Raw genomic sequence first — 16,231 nt, 5'->3', positions numbered from 1 at the left:
CCCCCTTCAACAGCTCGACTATATGTAACGTATGGCTATTCGACCACTTTGACTTTCTCGTTGTGTTTTAACTGATGCTGTCCGGTAATGACCAGTATCTCGTCCACATGCAGTCCGTTCAAAATTTCCTGCTGATCCTTTTTGGTGCGGCCTGCCTTTACTTTACGTTTCTCCACCTGATCTCCGTTAGCGACAAAAACATACGCTTCCCCTTCTTCTCGAACAATGCTGCTGACAGGGACGGCAATCGTTTCCTGCTGCCCGTCTTCGGCAAGAACCAGCTGCACGCGCATGCCGGATTTCAAGCGTCCGTCTTCATTCGGAACTTCCAGCTCCAGCGTGTAGGTCTTCGTCTGGGTGTTCGCCACATTGGCCAAGTAGCTGATTTTTCCCGTAAATTTATCTGGCGTATCCGGGATGTAGAAGGGCAGCTCTGTTTTTCCCTGCACGTGACTTAAGCTCGTGTCGGTCAATTCAGCGCGAATCTTGATCGGGCTTTGCTGCTGAACGACGCCGATTTTCGTTCCGCGGGCCAAGACCATGCCTTCCAGAATGGGCATCTCGACAAGGACGCCGTTAGCCGGAGCCTTCACGTCGTAATAGGTCATGCTGCGTTCGACGTCTTGCAAGTTAATTTCATTGGCCTGGATCTGCAGTTGAAGCGCAGCGAAGGAATTGGTGTTTTCCAGCGTTTCGAGTTTTTTCTGCATGATCTCCAAGCCTCGCCGCAATTTGTTCACCACGCTCTCCATCTGCTCCATCTGCTTCTTGTCGGCGAGTCCGCGATCGTAATTGTTGCGGATCGTGTTGTATTCTTTCTCCGTGTCGGTTAATTCTTGCTTCGACGTCTCGATATTGTAGACAAGCTCCGTTCTGCCGTCTTCGAAATCTTTTTTGGCCTTGGACAGTTGCTCCTGCAGGCTGCTTTGTTCATAAAGCAATTTTTGTTTTTGCCTTAAAATATCTTTCTTGTCCAGCTCCACAATCACATCATCTTTATTGACCTGCGCCACCCGCTTCTTCACAACGTTCAAAACGTCACCATCCGTCTTCAGCACAACATCCAACTGCTGCGAAGGAATGACCTCCGCGACCATTTCCTTGGTTCCTTCCCAGCGTTGTTTGGCCACTTTCATGGTTTTGACGGTTTTCAAGGCCGCCGGTTCAGCCGCTTGTACTACTGCGTCCGAAGGCGAGGAGCCCTGCGAGCAGCCGGCAAGCAGTGCGGTAACCGTCAGGAACACGACACCCAGCTTTTTAGAAAAGGTATTACCCCGCATTTTGGGCCGAAAAAATTTCTTGATGAATCGCATATTGTCACTCTCGCTTCCCCATCTTTGTACTATGAGTACTATAATATTTTTTTGGGTACTCACGCTCTTTATTATACCGACATTTTCCATCCTGTAAAGCTCAAAATTAGGGCCGGCCAACCTGCGCGTAAAACAAAAAAAACCGAACCGCATCCCGCCAACCCGCAAGGTCGCCGTTCTGCTGCTCAGCTTTCACGAATGGAAACGCTATATTTTTGCCTTAACTCTCTTTTGAAATTCCGTGCAGGATGATGTCCACCATCGTCGAAAGAGATTCCTGCAGCGTAACCTGATTGGTGGCCAAATACGGCTGTTCGAAAATCGCTTCGAACGATGCCTGGAGAATTTGGATCAACGTCGGAACGTGCGTCGGTCGAAAGACTCCGCTGCTGATGCCGTCTTCCACCAGCTTAGTGATGATCTCCCACTCTTCGTCGATGGCTTGATCCAGTTTACTCCACTGTTCGGGATGGTAGCGCTGCAGTTCAGCAAACAAGCGTACATAGCTGTGTTGAAAATCCTCAGGAACAATCAAGAGAATGCCTTTCAGCTTTTCGGATATGGTCAAACTCGAGTCTTGGGTAATTTCCCAAAAACGTCTTTCCGTTTCTTCGTTTGTTTGATCAACCACGTAACCTACAAGCTCGTCCTTAGACGGAAAATGCTCGTACAGCGTGCTTTTGCTTACCCCTAAATAACTGGCCAAGTCGCTCATCGTAAACTTGATCCCTTTTTCATGAAACAGCGCGATAGCAGCTTTGGCAATCCGTTCTTTCATCCGATGTTCACCTCATGCCAAAATAGTCAGAGTCCGTATTGCTAGAATACGTTTACGGTACTCCGGGTACAAAGCCTAGTTTAGCGTGTTAGGTCGTGAAGGTCAAATGGAGTTGGCTCGCCGGTGCCGGTTGTTCATGATGCCCTAGTGTTGTTTTTTACAACCCCGCATCGGCAGCAACGGGTGAAGGCGGTGAAAGCCCCGACGAAGATAAAAATGGTTCATACGACTCAAGATAATCAAGGAGGCAATCCTCTGGCAACTACGTTGAAGTCCAAGGAAAATGGTTCCAATCACTATGAAAATGGGCCACGCCCCGAAGGCATGACCCACTTTCTTCATTTATTCAAACTTAGAATCTTAGAGCAACCTCACGCGCTTGTTGAATAGCCTTTTCTTTTATCGCAGGTTCTTGCTCGGGTTTCGCAGCCATCCCTTCAACAAATATCCCCTCAATGCTGGGAACTCCAACAAATTCCATAATGACCTTCAGGTGCCGGTGAGCCATTTCCAAGTCTGCATCCTCCGAGCCTGGTGACAAGAAGCTTCCGCTTGCTTGAATATGCACGGCTTTTTTATCGCTCAGCAAGCCAACCCGGCCGATATCCGGTAAATACTTGAAGGTTTTCCCTGCTATGCAAATGGAGTCGATGTATGACTTCATAACGGGTGGATACGAATAGTTCCAAATCGGAGTAACAAATACGTATTTATCTGCGGCAATAAATTGGTCAACCAACTCGCCGATACGGCCTAGCTTCATTTTCTCCGGTTTAGTCAAGTTTTCAAAGGCAAGCCCCTCCTTCAGCTTTCCCCAACCGCTAAAAACATCTTGATCAAGCTGCGGTATATCCATTTTATACAGATCAAGATGGACCACTTCATCATGCGGATTTGCCAATCGATACGCATTTACGAACTCTTTGCCTACTAACATACCGTATGATTTTTCATCACCATGCGGATTTGCCGTAATATATAACACGGTTGCCATAAGGGAAGTCCCCACTTTCACTAATTTTTTTAGTTGCGATTATGTGCCCGCGGAAACGGCAGCGATCTGCCTCGTAGAGACGTTTAGTCGATTCCAGAGGTTGGCTGTGGCGATCCCGGCGATCGGCCCAGGGCTTGTAAAGCTTGGGACGCATCGGGTACGATCATAACAGGACTATCCATTCTTGATTCCATGCGCAGCACTCCTCTAATTTGGATTAGAACCGTTTTTTGGCTCGTTACTATGCTGACGGATCGCCCCATGGGAAGTGTGACAACATTTTTTCGGGAAAAGAAAAAATCAACAAATCATCGGCGTCTTGTCGCATTGTTCCGGTTTCATTCGTCAGTACTTATAGAGGCTTTTATTGTGTGCGAGGGGATTGAACGATGAACGAACAAGTTGGATTGGCGAATACGTTCGAAGCACACCGGAATCACCTTCAAGCCGTGGCTTATCGATTGCTGGGTTCATTGAGTGAAGCGGAGGACGCAGTACAGGAGGCTTGGTTGCGTCTTAGTCGCGCGGATGGAAGAGGCATCGAGAACATGGGAGGATGGTTGACCACCGTTGTTTCGCGTATATGCCTGGATATGTTACGATCGCGAAAATCCAGGCGTGAAGAATCGATCGAAACTCATTTGCCCGATACTTTGACAAGCCAAGAGTATATCATCGATCCCGAACAAGAAGCCGTATTGGCCGATTCTGTTGGTATTGCCCTGCTGGTCGTGCTCGGTAATTTGAATCCTGCAGAACGCATCACGTTCGTGCTGCACGATGTCTTCTCCATGCCCTTCACTGAGATTGCTCCTATTGTAGGAAAATCGGAGAGCGCCACAAGACAACTTGCAAGCCGGGCACGCCGCCGAATTCGCGGGGTGAAAGCCATGCCGGAAGCCGACTTGGATCACCAACGCAACGTTGTTCAAGCTTTTCTCGCGGCGGCTCACTCCGGCGATTTCGATGCTCTTGTCAATGCGCTTGATCCGGACGCTATCCTTCACGACGACCGTCAAACCGGATCTTCGAGAGTAACGCGGGGAGCGGCCGCACTAGCAAAACAAGTTTCGGGACGTGCTCAGAAAGCAGCACAACTCGCCCTCGTGAACGGACAAGTAGGAATTATAGCGGCTCCACGAGGCCGATTGCTCTATGTACTCCAATTTACAGTGCATCATGGAAAAATAACCGAAGTCGACCTGATCTCCGATCCCGAACGCGTAAGCCAGCTTGATCTGGCCGTATTGGGCGATTGAACATGCGCCCCATACAATACACCATTTACAGCTTCCGATTGATGATAAGGCAATGAAGGATGAAACTTTCCCGTAGATCTTACCTCATTCAGATACCGGTCTTGCATAGTTGTCGGCTTGGCCAGAGAAGGTGCGGCAAAAGATGCTGAAGAGAGGGATGATTCCATGGCCGTTAACAAAACAGAATTCTTCAGGTTATATAAGGTTTTGTGGCCTTTCGTTCGGGCAGGGAATAAAGAAACGACCATCTTTGTACTTATTTCATTCATTATAGAAAATGGTTATGAATCGACAAGCTTTCCACTCGACCGGGTTTATAGTATGCTAGCTATATAAGGGAGGAGAGGGAATCTATGGTGAAACAACTGATCATCGGAGACGCCATGCATGAGCTGGCCACTACGCGCCGCATCCTGGAGCGCTTGCCCGAGGAGCATATGACATGGAAGCCGCACGTGAAATCGATGACGCTGGGCGGGCTGGCCACGCACCTGATCAACCTGCTAAACTGGCAAGCCGCGATTTTTCTTTACCCGGAATTCGATCTTTCGACCGTACCGCTTCGGCGGGAAGCTTTGGAAAGACGCGAAGACGTGCTGGAGGAATTCGACGCAAACGTCGCCAAGCTTGAAAAGCTGTTAGCCGAATGCGACGAGAAAACACTCGGCGAGGAATGGACCTTGCGGAACGGCGACCATATCATCCTGCGTCAACCGCGGGCGATCGCGCTTCGCACCTTCGGATTAAGCCACATGGTCCACCACCGGGCGCAGCTCGGGGTTTATTTGCGGCTTCTCGATCTTCCGGTGCCGGGCCTTTACGGTCCCTCGGCCGACGACGAAGGCAAATGAACGAACGCAGCCAAAAAGTCGCAGAGCATCGGCATGACCACCGTGCTCTGCGGCTGCTTTTTTCGGACCCTTAATATACGCAACCGCATCTACGAGAACACCAGCTTTGATCCCACCCCCGGCGACCCTCGGCAAGTCTGCAACGACACCTCCATCTCCGTAAGCGGGCATCACTGGCACAAGAAATGCAAACGAAGTCACGGTCCCGGGTCTCCCTTCAGCCCTTGGTTTAGATGATCGATCATCTTCTGGGAAAACTTCAGCACCGCCTGCAACTCTGTTTCCGAAAACGAGTCCAAAATGCTTAAAAATCGGCGATTGATCTTTGCGTGCATCGCTTCGTGCGCTTCGAAAACGTGTCTGCCCTTGGATGTCAGACTGAAGTACACTTCTTTTTTGTTGTCGTTCAGCCGGCTTCGCTTGATGTATCCTTCTGCATGCAGCTTGGTGCAGATTTTCGTAATACCCGCTTTCGACAAGTTCATCTTGTCGGCAATGGACGTATTGTTAATCGGCTCGTGGTTGCCGATGCACTCGATGACGTGAATGCTGGTCAAATTGTTCGGAAACGCGGCAAGTCCCAGCAACCTCGCCTGATCGGCGAACTCATCCAACTCGGTTTCGACCGTTTGCTCGATCAAATGAGAAAAATGGAGAAACTGGCCGTAAATCAATCGCTTAATTCCCTCGGAAGAATCCATTGCGCATCCCTTTCCTTCGAAGTTTTCCATTTTGATACGTTTACTCAAATACTATATCACAACCGGTCATCATCTATCGCAGCAAACCGTCGAGAACAGCCACAATTCTTCTTTCCTTGTCCGGCACGCCGAGCCTTCGGCAATATTCACGGTCAAACACCCATTCATCGAAAGAAACGTTTACTCCGAGCTTCCTTTCCCGTGCGGGCAGCTTGAAATTTTGAATGCTCCGCCGTAAATGATTCTTGTGCTTCGTCATCGCTCTATGAAGACACCCCAAAATTGTTAACTTATAAACAAAAATAACAAAATCGACAGTGACAATCAATAGCGGTTCGTCAGTCGTTACAAGTGCTCTCATCTCTACCACTCCGTCTCCAATGAGGTTGATTGTTACATGAAATGAAAAAATTGACAGAGTGCGCTGTGTTCATTTATTATTTACTTGTAAACAATATTAAGCGACGTAGACGTTTCCCCTACACCTAACAGCATTCATGTCGTGGATTGTATGGTTAAGCATCGTGTGGAAATATGATTATCGAGGAGTGGTGGTAATGGAATTATTCAATCCAAAAACCGTGATCGACACGGTCGAAGCACTTGAGGCGGTCGTGGGCGAGATTCCGCTTCTGATGACGTTAAAGGCAATCGACCATCTTGACGAAGGCGCGATACGTTGGATTGCCGCATCGCCACTTTTATTCGCCGGGTTCGGCGAAGGCGAACAGATCGGAGTCACCCTAGGCGGTGGCGATTCCGGCTTTGTAACTGCCGATACCCACGAGCTTCGAGTGCCAGCCGCGATGCTCGACGACCCTATACTAGCTCGACCCGGCACGGGTTTCGGTTCACTGTTCCTGCTTCCTGGCACCGGGGAAACGATGCGCGTCAATGGCCGGGTTGTAGATGTAATCGACGGTGAGATTCGCATTCGCGTTGAGGAGTGCTTTGGTCATTGCGCAAAGGCGATAATCCGCTCCAATTTCTGGACGGCCACACCCGACGAAAGCTCGCCGCAGGACGCCGTTAACTTCGTTAGCGCCAGCCGCTTTATGGCACTGGCGACAATCGATGCAAACGGCCGTGCCGACCTGAGTCCGAAGGGCGATCCAGCCGACAAAATGGCGCGTGTTGAAAAAGGCTGCGTTTGGTTCGCCGATCGGCCTGGAAATCACCGCACGGACAGCTTCCATAACATCATCGTGCAGCCGCATGTCTCGGCATTGTTTTTGATCCCAGGGTCGTCCTATGTTGCCCGCATCTCGGGAACCGCCCGGATGACGACTGACGAGGCAATACGCGCAAGCTTCGTCGTTCAGGGCAAGACACCGGCTCTGGCTATCGCCATCGAAAGCAACAATATCGAGTTGAGCCGGAGTCCCGCTCTCTTGCGTGCCAAGCTCTGGCCGGTACCAGAGCCTGCTCACGGTATCCAGCCCACAAAGATATTCCTCGAACATATGAAGATGAACAAGAACAAGAGTTTAGAAGCGAAACTCGCGAGCGAAGCCCTGTCGAAGCCCGGGTTTCAGGATCAGTTGGAGAAGGATCTGAAGAAGGAATACAAGGACAACCTCTACTAATCCGGCGCTATCGGTTTGGGCCTTTCATTTGGGATATTTTCGCTTGCTCTTCCAGATGTTATAATGCATACGACAACGATGCGGAAAGGCCGTGATTGGCTTGTGTTTAATCTTGTTCGCTTATCGGATGCATCCCGTTTATCAACTCGTCCTGGCCGCGAACCGCGATGAGTTTTACGCACGTCCGACGGCGCCGATTCATCATTGGACGGATCACCCTCATGTGCTGGCCGGACGGGATTTGCTCCGGAACGGGACGTGGATGGGTGTGACAAACAGCGGCCGATTCGCGGCCTTGACGAATTATCGCGATCCTGCGGAGCAAGCCGAGGGTAAGCGCTCCCGCGGACAGTTGGTCTCCAGCTATTTGGTCGGGAACGAATCGCCCCAGGCTTATGCGGAACGCGCCGCCCACGAACGGACGGAATATCCGGGCTATAACTTATTGGTTGGCGATCCCAACGAGCTGTATTATTATTCGAACATAGGTCATGAGATTCAAAAGCTCCAACCCGGTGTGTACGGCGTAAGCAACCATCTGCTGGACACCGATTGGCCGAAGGTAACGAAAGGGAAGAAAGAGCTGGGAGCGCAGCTGGAGGACGTTCGGGAGGACCGGGTCGATGCGTTGTTTGAACTGCTTGAGGACGCGGAGCCGGCACCTGACGATGCACTGCCTGCCACCGGCGTGCCGCTGCAGTGGGAGCGTCTCCTCTCTTCGATTTACATTCGGAGCGATCATTATGGTACGAGAAGCTCTACGATTTTATTGATGACGGACAACAAGCTTCACTATGTCGAACGAACACGTTCCGGCGAACGCATCCAAGACCGCAGACATTCGATTACGTTCTAATCGCCGTAAAGCCTCTCGAGACGATCTCGAGAGGTTTTTTTGCTTGCATTGTTCGGCCGCGCCACGGCGCATAATCGAGCGGAATGACCTCCACTTGAGCCCAGGTTCATTCCTTCAACGAAATATTGGTCATGCACGCCATGCTCACTATACTGGCTGAATAAAGCGGCGGAGTTTCAATTCCTCATAGGTACGTTCTAATCTAAATAATCTGCCAGTCAGGAACTAGTGCAGTTTGTTTGTTTCAGTTCCTTATAGGTACGTTCTAAACGCAAGATGGCGAGATTCAGGAAGGCGACGGGCATATGATGTTTCAATTCCTCATAGGTACGTTCAGAACGATACACCCCGTGGATATCATCCACATTAAGTGCATCAGGTTTCAATTCCTCATAGGTACGTTCAAAACTGATGAGTCCAAGCAATTCATTCAGGAGACGACCCGGTTTCAATCCTCATAGGTACGTTCAAAACTCAACTTCGAAGTTAACATCGAACCAATGGGTGCGGGTTTCAATTCCTCATAAATTGAAATGTACCTATATTGAATCCGAGTAAATCTTTAAAACCCTCGATAATCGAGGGTTTTTCCCGTTCGTATCTGTTCGTAATCCGAGTGAATTTTTGTGAATCCAAGTGAAGTTTGTCCCCAATCCGCCCCCAACTCCACCTTGACGCCATGGTTCTGGATTCACATTGAACCGTACATCCGCCACCAGTTTTCCCTGTCCTCACGTTCCCACGCTTGGATCAACGTGATCCGTTCAGGATCGGCCGGGGTCCAAGAAATATAACCTTCCTTCGCCAGCTCCGCCAAAGTCTCCAATAGCTTTTTTTGACTCTTTCCCGTTTTCCTCTCTAACTCCAGTAATGAAGGCATCCTTCGACGGCCAGCCGAATAATTCGCAATGATCCGCAGCACTTTCCTTTCAGCATCAGCCAGCATGGCGCACCACCTGTTGTACGGCGAGGATATTCTCCAGTTTGAACACTCGCGGCGCTTGCCGCTGGAAACAAAACGCTTTGACCCTGCCTCGTTCAACTGACCGAACTGCAATCCTTCGCTGTGTCACGCTGCCGTCATTCCCAAGGTAGATGATTTCGACCTATTGGCCAACATATGGAAACATTTGCTTTTCCAATGTGTCCGCCTCCTTATAGGAACATTTGTTCGCATTAATTATACGCGAACAAAATGCAAACACGCAACAAAAAAAGACAGTTCCTTATCCTTCCTCCGCCGCAAAATCGAGATAACCGTCAAATCCGTCTCGCTCCATTTTTTCTTTGATCGCTTTCAGGATATAAGCGTTCCTGCTCATTCCGGCCTGCTCCGCAGCGGCATCGATCGTGTCCCGCCCGCCCTTTTTGACGACGAATTTAACCTGGTCGTAATGAGCGGCATTGTATTTTTCCTTCGCCCGCGTGGCGGCGTTCTGCTTTTTTTCCACCATGATCCGTACCTCCTTTCTCTTACATTCTTACGGCGCTGATCCAGCTAGTAACAGCCATCATTTCATTAAAAAACGGCAGCCGCAAGAACAACAAAAAAGGAACCAAACGCAGCCACCCCGGCAAACGTAAATAGGTTCCTCCGAGAGGGTCGGATGCGACCCGGCCCTCTCCTCCCAATCTTAACATAAAGCAAGATTAAAATAAATGGAGGGATTAGGCGTGGACAAACTCTTTTGGATCGTTGGTTTCCAGTTTTAGTCCTCTCGGTTGTCGGTCTTATTCAGGCTTTACGGAATCGGAAATAGTTGCAGGAGGTTACGGACCATGAATGAAATTCAGCAAGCATATGAGACAGCAAAAGCAGTATATGACGCGGCGGTTGAATCTGAAAATTGGGATCTGGTTGAGCAAGTGGAAAATGCTTACCTTGATGCTGAATCGAGCCTCGTAAATTGGGCCTTGGACGTAGCAGAAAAGACCGGCAGGCTTTCCGCTAATGAAATGGATCTACTAAGAAAAAACTGGGTTCAACATAATGAACGAATCGTGAGTCTCGCAATGAAGCTTTCAGCATAGGCCGGGGACTTGGGTCCGCTAAAGGAGGCACACAGTATCATGGTCGATGAGCTGCGAAAACTTATAATGACTTGCAGTTCCTTCAACAATTTTGGGGAGCTGAAGCATCGGAACGGACCGACGAAGCCGGGCAGGAATTTGCCAAGGGCGTAAGCTACGGATTTAAGATCGCAGCGGCGATTGTTGAAACGAAGGAGGAAATATAAGCGCGGGGGCTTCAGCCCCCAAATAATGCGGGAAGCGAGGTTCGTAGAATGAAGATAACACGCAACGATACCGGGAGAAGACGGAATCTGTTTCCGGCTTCATGCCCCTGCGTCGAACTGGAGGCCATCGGAATGTAGCGCAGCGTGGTAGCGGGAGAACTTGTCTTGCAAAAGCAGGATACAAAAAGACATCTCTAGAATGAGATGCCTTTCTGATAAAAGAATCTATTCACCGGCCCAGTCGAGTTTCACTGTGCCGTTGGTGATTTTACCACCTGGAGCACCGTTATACCACAATTGAACTCGGTAAGTACCCGCTTTAAGTTTAGAGAACGTGTGTGCCTTCTTAGTATTGGTGAAAATGTCCTCTTCGACCATATCCCAAGAGCTTCCATTTCGTTTTTGAAGTTGCATGTAGAGTTGAGTGTCTTTTGGATATGTTGCATAAGCAGTCACTGTTACATATCTACCCTCATCAACAATCATATTTTTTTTGACGACGAGATTAGTAGATATTGAAGCAAAAGTGCCTTCGTAATGCATGTTTGTTGACTTCGCTTGTGGGGTAATCAGATTCGATTCAGCATTAACTGTTGCGCTTGGATTAATCTCGCGAGACGATACTTGTTCTGCATTTGCAGCAGGCACAATAGATACGACCGAGAAAGCCGCCAGTAAAGCCAAGGATGCAATTTTCTTCATAATAATGGCTCCCTTCAGAATTTTGTCCAGACAGTCTGGACATGACCAATATACAATATTCCCCTTTTGATCTTGATCTTTTTGATTATCTCGCAGAAAAGCGACATTATCCTGCGCAAAATAAGTCGAAATAAGTCGAAATTTCCTAGAATCTCGTCGGATGCACTTACCTAGACTTCCTCTTCAATTCGTCAATAACCTCTCGCATGTACCGCCCGATCTTCTCGCCAATCAGCGCTTTCGCTTCCTTATGATCAATATCGATCTTCTGTTCTCGTATCCCGCGCTGCAGCAGCTCCTTCCGAACACCGACTAGCTGATTCGTCAGCCGGACGTGAATCACCTTCGCGACTTAGATGTACAGCCGTCGGGTAGTTGTTTACGATAAGGGTTAGAGACAAGTATCTTCGAAATTGTAATGATTGGCCGAGCATATTGTCGTCGACCCCCAATCCCGCAAAAAAACCGGGGGATCGACGACAACATAAACCGTGTAAAATAATGAATCTTCTTGTTCCCCACGTTCACTTATACTTTGGCGTTTAGTTCCCTTGCGGTTTTGAACCTACCTATGAGGAATTGAAATACCGAAGTTCCCGCGTAAACGTCGTTTACGGTTGATGTTTTGAACCTACCTACGAGGAATTGAAACATCGACGAGGAAGCACAGGCATTTTGGGCTCAAAATAAGGACTCCCCCAGGCCCAAACAAAAAACGCCGCGGCACAGGACAAACCTGACTACCGCGGCGTTTCCGCTACACTCCCGCTTTTTCCGCGGTCGATTTCATTCGCTGCGCGCTTTCATAAAGGATGCGCTCTTCGTCGAGCGTCAACACTTTCCGCTGCTTCATCACCAGTTTTCCGTCGATGATGACGTCCTCGACATCTCTGCTCGTCACCGATTCGACGATCATGTTGATCAAGCTGTGGGACGGCGAGATATGCGGTTGATCGATATCGATAAGAATAAGGTCCGCTTTCTTGCCGATCTCGACCGTCCCGATCTCATGCCCTAGCAGCACGGCTTTCGCGCTGCCGATCGTGGCCATCTTGATCAATTCCTTGGCCGGGAGCACGACCGGGTCGAACACCGGAAGGCCCCAAGACATGTGGATGCCTGAGCGGAACACCCGCATTTCGTCGAAAAGACTCAGATTCGAAGAGGACGACCCGTCGCTTCCCATGCCGATGTTCATGCCCATTTGCATCATTCTCGGCGTTTTCGGAATGCCGTGACTGTTGAAGTTGACCCGCGGGCAATGCACGATGTTGACGTTCCGTTCTTTGAGCAAGTCGATCTCGCCTTCGGAATAGACCACATTGTGCGCCGTCAGCAGGTTCGGGCCCAGCGCCCCGAGGGAATCCAGATATTCCGCCGGTCTTTTCTTGTACTTCTCCAGACAGTACCGCACCTCGTCGCGATGCTCCGCCAAGTGGGCGTGCAGGCCCGTGTTGTATTGTCTGGCCTTCTCGGCCGCGGCTTGGATCAGCTCGGGCGAGCAGGACATCACCTGCCGGATGCCGAACCAAATCTGGATTCTCCCATCGCCCGCGCCGTGATATGTCTTGTACAACCATTCGTTGCTGTCGATAATGTCTTGCATCGGCTGTTTCATCGAGTCCGGGAGAAAGTCCCCGATATCGATGGCGGAACGCGTGATCGCGGCCCGCATGCCGGATTGGACGGCCGCCTCCGCCGCTTGATGCATATGCACGCCGCCGGCGTCCGCAAAGGCCGTCGTCCCCGACTTGATCATTTCGAGACAGCTCAGCTCCGCACTGACTCGGACGTCCTGCTCGTCCAGATTTCCTTCGAACGGAACGAGGATGCGCGACCAGATCATCGGCAGCTCGTCTATCGTCCGCCCCTTCAAAAGCTGCTGACACGTATGCGTATGCGCATCGACCAAGCCGGGCATGCACAGCTTTCCTTTTCCGTCCAGAAGGTGCACCGGCTCGTATTTCGCTTTCAGTTCGTCATAGGCGCCGATCTCGATGATCCGCGAGCCGTGAATCGCAATGGACTGCCCTTCCGCAATCTCGAAATCGGGAGTCATCAAGGCGGTATGTTTGATCAAAATATCGCACTTCATAAGCATTTAAGCAGGCTCCCCTCACATTCTCTATTTGTCCTCCATATAAGAACATCGTTCTCCTACCCATACAAAAAAAATTTTAGCCGTTCCCCTGCCGTTAACCTGCCGAACGTTCGTACACGTACCATACCGGCGGCACGCCCGATTAACCCCCGCGGCGGCGCTGTCACTTATGCCCTATCATCGCACCTGCCCACGGCGAAGCCCTACCCGTCCCGCCTCAGACAACATGTGCAAAGAAATCCTTCATGAACCGTTCCGCGTCGACTTGCATGCACACGAGCGTCGTCGGCTCCGTTGTCCGGTACAAATCCTCCGTCGTCCGGCCGAGTGCGTTGTCTTCCAGATCCACCTTAATATTCATCGGCACCGTACGGACCAGATCCGGATAGACCGCGACGCCGACGGCGAGCGGATCATGGAGCGCGCAGCCTTTCAGATAAGGATGGAGCTTGCTGTAAGCATCCAGATAAAACTCGGTAAATTGGGCAAAAAAGGTGCTGGCCGGCGTGCCTTTTTCCCGCCATTGCTGCGCGTCCGCTCTCGTGAGCAGCGTTTTTCTCGTCACATCCAGCCCCACCAGCGTGATCGACATTCCCGACTCCAGTACGATACTAGCCGCCTCCGGGTCGATGATAATGTTGGCTTCGGCGAATTTGGTTACGTTGCCCGGGGTCGTGACGGCTCCGCCCATAATGACGACTTTGCCGACCATTCCGGCAATTTCGGGCGCTTTCATAAGCGCGGCAGCCAGATTCGTCAGCGGTGCGGTGGCGACGATCGTCAAGTCTTTCTTATGCTCATAAATTTGCTCGATGAGGAAATCTACCGCATGCTGCGAAGACGAGACCGGACCTTCGACCGGACCTAACGTCTCGCCGAGCCCGTCGGTACCGTGAATTTTGCCGTTGTATTCCCGGGTGCGCTGCAGCGGTTTTTCCGAGCCTCGGAACACAGGAATGTCCGTTGCACCCAGCACTTCGAGAATTTTGCGCGAATTGCGGCATGAATAATCCACCGGGGCCATTCCGTAAGTCGTCGTGACGCCCAGCAGTTCCACCGTCGGCAGCGAGACGGCATAAGCAGTCGCCAAAGCATCGTCAATCCCGGTATCTACATCCAGAATCATTTTTTGCATGATATTCTCTCCCTTCTATTCTTCCATCCTATACGGCCTCTTGCTCCACGATCGTTTCGCTTGCCAGCCTTTGCCGCTCTTTTCTCCCGTAGAACACCTCGAACAGCACCATGCCTACCACCAGCATCAGCGAGAATAGTAAGCATACGTTGCTGTACAGGTGCACATGCTTCAAGCCTTCGGGCACGGGCAGCAGCTTGAAGTCCAGCGTGTCCTGGGAAATGAGAATGCCGACCAGCGCGACGAACAGGGACAAAATAATTTTGGTGATCAGATTGTAGACGCTCATACTGATTCCTACCCGATCGTCAGGCAGCAGACCTGTAAACGAAGTGTAAAACCCGGAGTAAATGATCGTGTAACCGATCCCAAACAAGGCCAGCGCAATCCACATATAAATGATATTCATCCCGAGGAAAATACCGAACATGAGCATCCCTGCCAAGACGATGCTTGTTCCCACATAAAATGCTTTTAGTTTCCCGATTTTATTCGTGATTTTTCCGGCAAGCATCCCCGAAATGAAGGCCCCGAAGTTCGCAGGAACGAACATAAGCCCGATCACTTCGATCCCCGCGCTGTACACGTCGCGAATGAAGAAAGGGAAAATAAAGAAAAAGGCGGACTGCACGCAATAGATCAGAATCGACACCAGCAGCAGAGGGGTGTACGTTTTAATGCGGAACACCGACAAATCCAGGATCGGGTCCGTTCGTTTCTTGGAATACAGAATAAAGAAAGCAAGAATCACGAGTCCGATCAGGCCGATGACCATATCCTTTCTCGTCACCGCCAGAATGAGAACGGTGGAAAGCACGGTCAAAATGATCGCGCCGATGATATCGAGCTTGCCTTTTTTTCCGGTTTCGTCCGGAAGATACTTCAAGAATACGGGAAGCGTTATCAGAACGACGAGCGGAAGCAGGAACGAGAACGTCCACGAGAAATATTTCGCGACGTAGCCGCCGATAATATGGCCGATGCCGGCCGATAACTGGTACATGGCGGTACCGTAGCCGAGGTAGAGAGGTTGTTGTTCTTTCGGAGCGTATCTCCGCACGAGCACGATGAAGCAGCCGGGAATAACCGCCGCCCCCATGCATTGAATGGCTCTGGCCAGGACGACCAGCACAAACGAGCCCTGAACAATAAAGCCCAGAAGCGAACCGGCCACAAAGGTAATGACGCCAAAGACGAACAGCTTGCGGAACGAGATGCTGTCGGAGAGCGCCGCATAGATGGCTCCGCCGACGCCAAGAATGAGCCCGCCGATCGTGACGACCCAACTGACGGTCCCCGGCGTGATCGCGAAATCTTCCGCGATTTTCGGCGTGACCAGCGAAAAAACGTTTTCATTAAACACCTGCATGAAGAGTAAAAAGATGACCCAAGGCATCGCGATGAGGATGACCTTGGAATTCACGCTGCTGTTATCCGGTTGTCTGTCTTGACCCATGTTCTTTCACTCCCCCATAAAGTTTAAAAAACGTTTATCCGTGCCGCCGCGCCATCGCTATACCGGGCATATGACATAGGATCACCTCCTTGTCTTGGTTTAATCAAGAAAACGCTATCATATTTCCTTGTCAAACGGGCAAAATCTTTGTTCTTATATGCGGAACAATGTTCTTGATAATTTCTAAAAAAACTACAGCGGAATAACCAGCATACTATGTTTGTTTTCAAGCTCCCGAAGGTAAGCTAGAGGATTTCTTCTA

Annotated in this window: 16 protein-coding genes; 5 read left to right on the top strand and 11 right to left on the bottom strand. The window is 50.3% G+C overall.

Annotated features, from left to right (window positions below):
* Nucleotides 1–35 precede the first annotated feature (35 nt).
* The 3 genes from KQX66_RS22505 to KQX66_RS22495 form a co-directional block, all read right to left on the bottom strand.
* Nucleotides 36–1,313, bottom strand: coding sequence for an efflux RND transporter periplasmic adaptor subunit (locus KQX66_RS22505; protein WP_216795052.1), 1,278 nt, complete (start codon nt 1,311–1,313; stop codon nt 36–38).
* Between the two features lie 220 nt (nt 1,314–1,533).
* The gene (locus KQX66_RS22500; protein WP_216795051.1) at nt 1,534–2,091 is read right to left on the bottom strand and encodes a TetR/AcrR family transcriptional regulator; all 558 of its coding nucleotides are present in this window, start codon (nt 2,089–2,091) and stop codon (nt 1,534–1,536) included.
* Nucleotides 2,092–2,443: 352 nt separating this feature from the next.
* Nucleotides 2,444–3,085: an NAD(P)H-dependent oxidoreductase gene (locus KQX66_RS22495; protein WP_216795050.1), complete on the bottom strand. Its 642-nt coding sequence runs from the start codon at nt 3,083–3,085 to the stop codon at nt 2,444–2,446.
* Between the two features lie 389 nt (nt 3,086–3,474).
* On the opposite strand from KQX66_RS22495, the gene KQX66_RS22490 reads away from it, so the two are divergent.
* Nucleotides 3,475–4,344, top strand: a complete 870-nt coding sequence (locus tag KQX66_RS22490) for a sigma-70 family RNA polymerase sigma factor (protein ID WP_216795049.1) — start codon at nt 3,475–3,477, stop codon at nt 4,342–4,344.
* Between the two features lie 353 nt (nt 4,345–4,697).
* Nucleotides 4,698–5,195 (top strand): DinB family protein, encoded by a 498-nt coding sequence (locus tag KQX66_RS22485; protein WP_216795048.1) that lies wholly within the window; start codon nt 4,698–4,700, stop codon nt 5,193–5,195.
* A 197-nt stretch (nt 5,196–5,392) separates the two neighbouring features.
* On the opposite strand, the gene KQX66_RS22480 is transcribed toward KQX66_RS22485, so the two are convergent.
* Together KQX66_RS22480 and KQX66_RS22475 are read right to left on the bottom strand one after the other, a co-directional pair.
* Entirely contained in the window at nt 5,393–5,896 is a 504-nt protein-coding gene (locus tag KQX66_RS22480; RefSeq protein ID WP_216795047.1) for a MarR family transcriptional regulator, read from the bottom strand.
* Between the two features lie 73 nt (nt 5,897–5,969).
* Nucleotides 5,970–6,257: a nitroreductase family protein gene (locus tag KQX66_RS22475; protein WP_216795046.1), complete on the bottom strand. Its 288-nt coding sequence runs from the start codon at nt 6,255–6,257 to the stop codon at nt 5,970–5,972.
* 196 nt (nt 6,258–6,453) lie between these two features.
* On the opposite strand from KQX66_RS22475, the gene KQX66_RS22470 reads away from it, so the two are divergent.
* Together KQX66_RS22470 and KQX66_RS22465 are read left to right on the top strand one after the other, a co-directional pair.
* A complete protein-coding gene (locus KQX66_RS22470) occupies nt 6,454–7,482 on the top strand; it encodes a pyridoxamine 5'-phosphate oxidase family protein (protein WP_216795045.1) in 1,029 nt (342 codons plus the stop codon).
* Between the two features lie 91 nt (nt 7,483–7,573).
* Nucleotides 7,574–8,338 carry an NRDE family protein gene (locus KQX66_RS22465; protein WP_308647262.1) on the top strand — a complete coding sequence of 255 codons (765 nt, stop codon included), beginning with the start codon at nt 7,574–7,576 and terminating at the stop codon, nt 8,336–8,338.
* 691 nt (nt 8,339–9,029) lie between these two features.
* On the opposite strand, the gene KQX66_RS22460 is transcribed toward KQX66_RS22465, so the two are convergent.
* Both KQX66_RS22460 and KQX66_RS22455 read right to left on the bottom strand, forming a co-directional pair.
* Nucleotides 9,030–9,284 carry a LexA family transcriptional regulator gene (locus tag KQX66_RS22460; protein WP_216795044.1) on the bottom strand — a complete coding sequence of 85 codons (255 nt, stop codon included), beginning with the start codon at nt 9,282–9,284 and terminating at the stop codon, nt 9,030–9,032.
* Nucleotides 9,285–9,564: 280 nt separating this feature from the next.
* Entirely contained in the window at nt 9,565–9,792 is a 228-nt protein-coding gene (locus tag KQX66_RS22455; RefSeq protein WP_216795043.1) for a transcriptional regulator, read from the bottom strand.
* A 325-nt stretch (nt 9,793–10,117) separates the two neighbouring features.
* Here KQX66_RS22455 and KQX66_RS22450 point away from each other — a divergent pair, with 325 nt between their 5' ends.
* Nucleotides 10,118–10,369: a hypothetical protein gene (locus KQX66_RS22450; RefSeq protein ID WP_216795042.1), complete on the top strand. Its 252-nt coding sequence runs from the start codon at nt 10,118–10,120 to the stop codon at nt 10,367–10,369.
* A gap of 431 nt (nt 10,370–10,800) precedes the next feature.
* Here KQX66_RS22450 and KQX66_RS22445 read toward each other — a convergent pair whose 3' ends face one another.
* From KQX66_RS22445 to KQX66_RS22430, 4 genes are all read right to left on the bottom strand, one after another.
* Complete coding sequence (locus KQX66_RS22445) at nt 10,801–11,277, bottom strand: hypothetical protein (RefSeq protein ID WP_216795041.1); 477 nt, start codon at nt 11,275–11,277, stop codon at nt 10,801–10,803.
* A 757-nt stretch (nt 11,278–12,034) separates the two neighbouring features.
* Complete coding sequence (locus KQX66_RS22440) at nt 12,035–13,378, bottom strand: amidohydrolase family protein (RefSeq protein ID WP_216795040.1); 1,344 nt, start codon at nt 13,376–13,378, stop codon at nt 12,035–12,037.
* 217 nt (nt 13,379–13,595) lie between these two features.
* Nucleotides 13,596–14,513, bottom strand: coding sequence for a nucleoside hydrolase (locus KQX66_RS22435; protein ID WP_216795039.1), 918 nt, complete (start codon nt 14,511–14,513; stop codon nt 13,596–13,598).
* Between the two features lie 28 nt (nt 14,514–14,541).
* Nucleotides 14,542–15,969, bottom strand: coding sequence for an MFS transporter (locus tag KQX66_RS22430; protein WP_216795038.1), 1,428 nt, complete (start codon nt 15,967–15,969; stop codon nt 14,542–14,544).
* Between the last annotated feature and the right edge of the window lie 262 nt (nt 15,970–16,231).

Source organism: Paenibacillus oleatilyticus (assembly GCF_018998565.1).
GTDB classification, from domain to species: Bacteria; Bacillota; Bacilli; order Paenibacillales; family NBRC-103111; genus Paenibacillus_G; species Paenibacillus_G oleatilyticus.
This window is presented reverse-complemented; position numbering and strand designations above follow the sequence as displayed.

Coding starts and splice junctions, on each gene's coding strand:
- KQX66_RS22505 (WP_216795052.1), bottom strand. CDS start 1,313: ATGCGATTCATCAAGAAATTTTTTCGGCCCAAAATGCGGGGTAATACC.
- KQX66_RS22500 (WP_216795051.1), bottom strand. CDS start 2,091: ATGAAAGAACGGATTGCCAAAGCTGCTATCGCGCTGTTTCATGAAAAA.
- KQX66_RS22495 (WP_216795050.1), bottom strand. CDS start 3,085: ATGGCAACCGTGTTATATATTACGGCAAATCCGCATGGTGATGAAAAA.
- KQX66_RS22490 (WP_216795049.1), top strand. CDS start 3,475: ATGAACGAACAAGTTGGATTGGCGAATACGTTCGAAGCACACCGGAAT.
- KQX66_RS22485 (WP_216795048.1), top strand. CDS start 4,698: ATGGTGAAACAACTGATCATCGGAGACGCCATGCATGAGCTGGCCACT.
- KQX66_RS22480 (WP_216795047.1), bottom strand. CDS start 5,896: ATGGATTCTTCCGAGGGAATTAAGCGATTGATTTACGGCCAGTTTCTC.
- KQX66_RS22475 (WP_216795046.1), bottom strand. CDS start 6,257: ATGAGAGCACTTGTAACGACTGACGAACCGCTATTGATTGTCACTGTC.
- KQX66_RS22470 (WP_216795045.1), top strand. CDS start 6,454: ATGGAATTATTCAATCCAAAAACCGTGATCGACACGGTCGAAGCACTT.
- KQX66_RS22460 (WP_216795044.1), bottom strand. CDS start 9,284: ATGCTGGCTGATGCTGAAAGGAAAGTGCTGCGGATCATTGCGAATTAT.
- KQX66_RS22455 (WP_216795043.1), bottom strand. CDS start 9,792: ATGGTGGAAAAAAAGCAGAACGCCGCCACGCGGGCGAAGGAAAAATAC.
- KQX66_RS22450 (WP_216795042.1), top strand. CDS start 10,118: ATGAATGAAATTCAGCAAGCATATGAGACAGCAAAAGCAGTATATGAC.
- KQX66_RS22445 (WP_216795041.1), bottom strand. CDS start 11,277: ATGAAGAAAATTGCATCCTTGGCTTTACTGGCGGCTTTCTCGGTCGTA.
- KQX66_RS22440 (WP_216795040.1), bottom strand. CDS start 13,378: ATGCTTATGAAGTGCGATATTTTGATCAAACATACCGCCTTGATGACT.
- KQX66_RS22435 (WP_216795039.1), bottom strand. CDS start 14,513: ATGCAAAAAATGATTCTGGATGTAGATACCGGGATTGACGATGCTTTG.
- KQX66_RS22430 (WP_216795038.1), bottom strand. CDS start 15,969: ATGGGTCAAGACAGACAACCGGATAACAGCAGCGTGAATTCCAAGGTC.